Here is a 3300-nt window from a genome sequence, read left to right as displayed (position 1 = left end):
ATGCTGGGTCTTCCCAATGCCGGTAAATCCAGTTTGTTGAATGCACTGTCAGGGACTGATCGGGCAATTGTGTCGGCATTGCCTGGAACCACCCGTGATCTGATTGAGGAGACCGTTTCCCTACAGGGGTTGCCGGTCAAGGTTATCGATGCAGCCGGTATTCGTGCTCATCACGCCGATTGTGTCGAGCAGGAAGGTGTCCGCAGGGCGCTGGAGAAGGTGTCTGAGGCAGATCTGCTGCTCTTGCTTGTTGATGGTACTGTCCCGTTGTCCGATGAATTGACTGACCTAGTGATGTCGCTTGGTGCGCTTCAGTATCTACTGGTGGTGACCAAAGCGGATCTGCCCCAGCAGCTCGATCTGTCAGCCATCAGAACTCCCTTGGGTGTTTGCCGGGTGTCCGCCAAGAGTAGGGCAGGTATTGAACAGCTTGCCGCACAGATTCACGATCATTTTGTACATTCTTCGGCTCTTTCATCCGATGACTGCGCTGTAATCTCAAATATTCGCCATCGAGATGTTCTTGTTCGTGCCCAACAATCTCTTCAGGCCTTTGCTGATAATCTGTTGCTTGATCTGCCGCCGGAGCTGTTGGCTTTGGATATACGATCGGCTCTTTCTGCTTTGGGAGAAATTACCGGTGAGACATCCACTGACGATCTTCTTGATGTGATTTTTTCTTCGTTTTGTATTGGCAAGTAATGATGTTTCACGTGGAACATGGTGGTCATGATGCATAGCTATGAAACCAAATACGATGTGATTGTAGTGGGAGCCGGCCATGCCGGATGTGAGGCTGCATTGGCTGCCGCAAGGATGGGCTGCCTGACGTTGCTGCTGAACATGAGCCTTGATGGTATGGCGGTGATGTCCTGTAATCCTTCGATTGGCGGGCTGGCTAAAGGGCATCTGGTGCGGGAGATTGATGCGCTTGGTGGCGAGATGGCAAAAAATATTGATGCCACCGGCATACAGTTTCGTGTGTTGAATACGCGAAAGGGGCCGGCTGTGCGTGCAGGGCGTGCCCAGGCCGACAAGCAGCTCTATCGTTTGCGAATGAAGCAGGTGCTTGAACAGCAAGCGAACCTGCATGTTAAACAGGGTGAGGTCACGGCGTTGTATCTTGAGGGTGAGGAGCTGCGCGGTGTTGATACCCGCAGTGGCATCCGCTTTCTTGGAAAGACGGTTGTGTTGACAACCGGTACTTTTATGCGGGGCTTGATCCATATCGGCCTGATCAATTACTCAGGTGGCAGGGCAGGGGATTTGCCTTCGCTTGGTCTTTCGGACCAACTGAAGGCGCTGGGGTTTGAGGTGGGGCGACTCAAGACCGGTACGCCGGCACGCCTTGATGGCAGAACCATTGATTTTGGTAAACTTGAGGCGCAATACAGCGATGATCCGCCGGTGCCGTTCTCCTTCAGCACGGAGCGGATCACTACGCCGCAGGTGCCATGCTATATCGCCTACACCAATCAGCGGACCCATGAGATCATCCGCAGTGGCCTGGATCGTTCACCGCTTTATGCCGGGGTAATTGAAGGGATTGGACCGCGCTACTGCCCCTCGATTGAAGACAAGGTGGTGCGCTTTCCGGATAAAGATCGTCATCAGACCTTTATTGAGCCAGAAGGGCTGGATACGGTGGAGTATTATCCCAGCGGCATGTCCACCTCGCTGCCAATCGATATCCAGATCGCCTTTTACCGATCCATGGTTGGGCTTGAGCAGGTGGAGATCATGCGACCTGCCTACGGTATCGAGTATGATTACGTCAATCCCGTGCAGTTGCATGCCACTCTTGAAACCAAGTTGATTAAAAATCTGTTCCATGCCGGGCAGATTAACGGCACTTCCGGCTATGAAGAGGCTGCCGGTCAGGGGATTCTGGCGGGCATCAATGCTGCCCTGAAGGTGCAGGGCAAGCAGCCGATTATGCTGGGCAGGCATGAGTCATACATTGGGGTCATGGTTGATGATCTTGTTACGCTGGGCACCAAAGAGCCGTACCGGATGTTTACCTCGCGGGCTGAATACCGTCTGCTGCTGCGTGAGGATAACGCTGATATCAGACTGCGGGAGATCGGCCATTCAATCGGGCTGGTTGACGAGACAACGTATGCTGGTTTCTGTCGCAAACGAGAGCACATTCGGGAAGAACTGGAGCGAGTACGCGCCACACGTTTAAATCTGAGCCCGGAAGAAAAGAGCTGGTGCGAGCGACACGGCTGCGGGGATCTTCAGAAAGGTACCAGCTTTGAGCAACTACTGCGCAGGCCCGAAATCGGCTACCAGCAGTTGCAGGAAATTGACCAGCAGGTTGCAGGGCTGCCCGCTGCCGTGCGGGAGCAGGTTGAGATACAGGTTAAGTATCAAGGCTACATTGAGCGCCAACTAGAGCAGATTGAGCGGATGCGAAAGCAGGAAGAGGCGAGAATACCTGCTGAACTTAATTATAGTGAGATTCCTGGTCTGACCTCGGAGGTGCGTGAAAAGCTGGAGCGGTTCAGGCCTGATACACTGGGGCAGGCAGCTCGCATTCAGGGGGTTACTCCTGCTGCTATTGCCATTATTTCGGTGATGCTGAAAGGCCGAGGAGACCAGCAGAGTGAACCGCGAACTGCTGAATAAGGCTGTTGATGGGCTGCATCTTGAGCTAACAGAGCAACAGTATAATGCCTGTGATCTGGTATTGCAGGAGCTGCTGCGCTGGAACAAGAAGATCAATCTGACGGCTATCACGGGACGTGATGAGATGACCATCAAGCACCTGATTGATTCCCTGCATCTTGTTCCTGAGCTCAGACCTGGTGACCGGATACTGGATATCGGTTCGGGAGCCGGCTTTCCAGCTCTTGTGCTTGCCATTGTCAGGCCGGATTGCCTGATTAGCTCGATTGATGCTGTTGGGAAAAAGATCAGCTTTCAGAAACATATAAGCAGGCTGCTTAAGCTGACAAATCTTGAACCGCTCCATGGGCGGGTTGAGGTGCTGGCCACTGATCGGGCTGCTGAATTTGATCTGGTAACGTCGCGGGCCTTCAGTAGCCTGGCTCTTTTTGTCCAGTTGGCCACTCCTTTGATGGCAGTGACAGGAAGACTGATCTCGATGCGCGGAGCTGACGGTGAACAAGATGCTCATTGTCTGCAGGAGTCTCTTGGTGCGTCAGGATTACGGCTCGAACCAACCGTCAGTTACCGTCTACCATGGAAAATGGGTCAACGCAGTCTGGTGATCATGCGCAAAGCTTGATAAACACAGGGCTGGCACTGGGTGTTGCATAAAATGGCCTACAAGGT

General features: G+C 53.2%; 3 protein-coding genes. All 3 read left to right on the top strand.

What is annotated here, in order from left to right; translation table 11 throughout:
• Positions 1–702 (top strand): GTPase (locus tag OEL57_RS15590; protein WP_300741736.1); only part of this gene is annotated, 702 nt, incomplete at its 5' end.
• Positions 703–732: 30 nt separating this feature from the next.
• A complete protein-coding gene (gene mnmG / locus OEL57_RS15585; protein WP_300741735.1) occupies positions 733–2631 on the top strand; it encodes a tRNA uridine-5-carboxymethylaminomethyl(34) synthesis enzyme MnmG in 1899 nt (632 codons plus the stop codon).
• Positions 2609–3253 (top strand): 16S rRNA (guanine(527)-N(7))-methyltransferase RsmG, encoded by a 645-nt coding sequence (gene rsmG / locus OEL57_RS15580; protein ID WP_300741734.1) that lies wholly within the window; start codon positions 2609–2611, stop codon positions 3251–3253. Before mnmG ends, rsmG begins: the two co-directional genes overlap by 23 nt.
• Positions 3254–3300 lie beyond the last annotated feature (47 nt).

Origin of the sequence: Trichlorobacter sp., from assembly GCF_030247655.1 — a bacterium.
Taxonomy (GTDB): domain Bacteria; phylum Desulfobacterota; class Desulfuromonadia; order Geobacterales; family Pseudopelobacteraceae; genus Trichlorobacter.
This window is presented reverse-complemented; position numbering and strand designations above follow the sequence as displayed.

Coding starts and splice junctions, on each gene's coding strand:
- mnmG (WP_300741735.1), top strand. CDS start 733: ATGCATAGCTATGAAACCAAATACGATGTGATTGTAGTGGGAGCCGGC.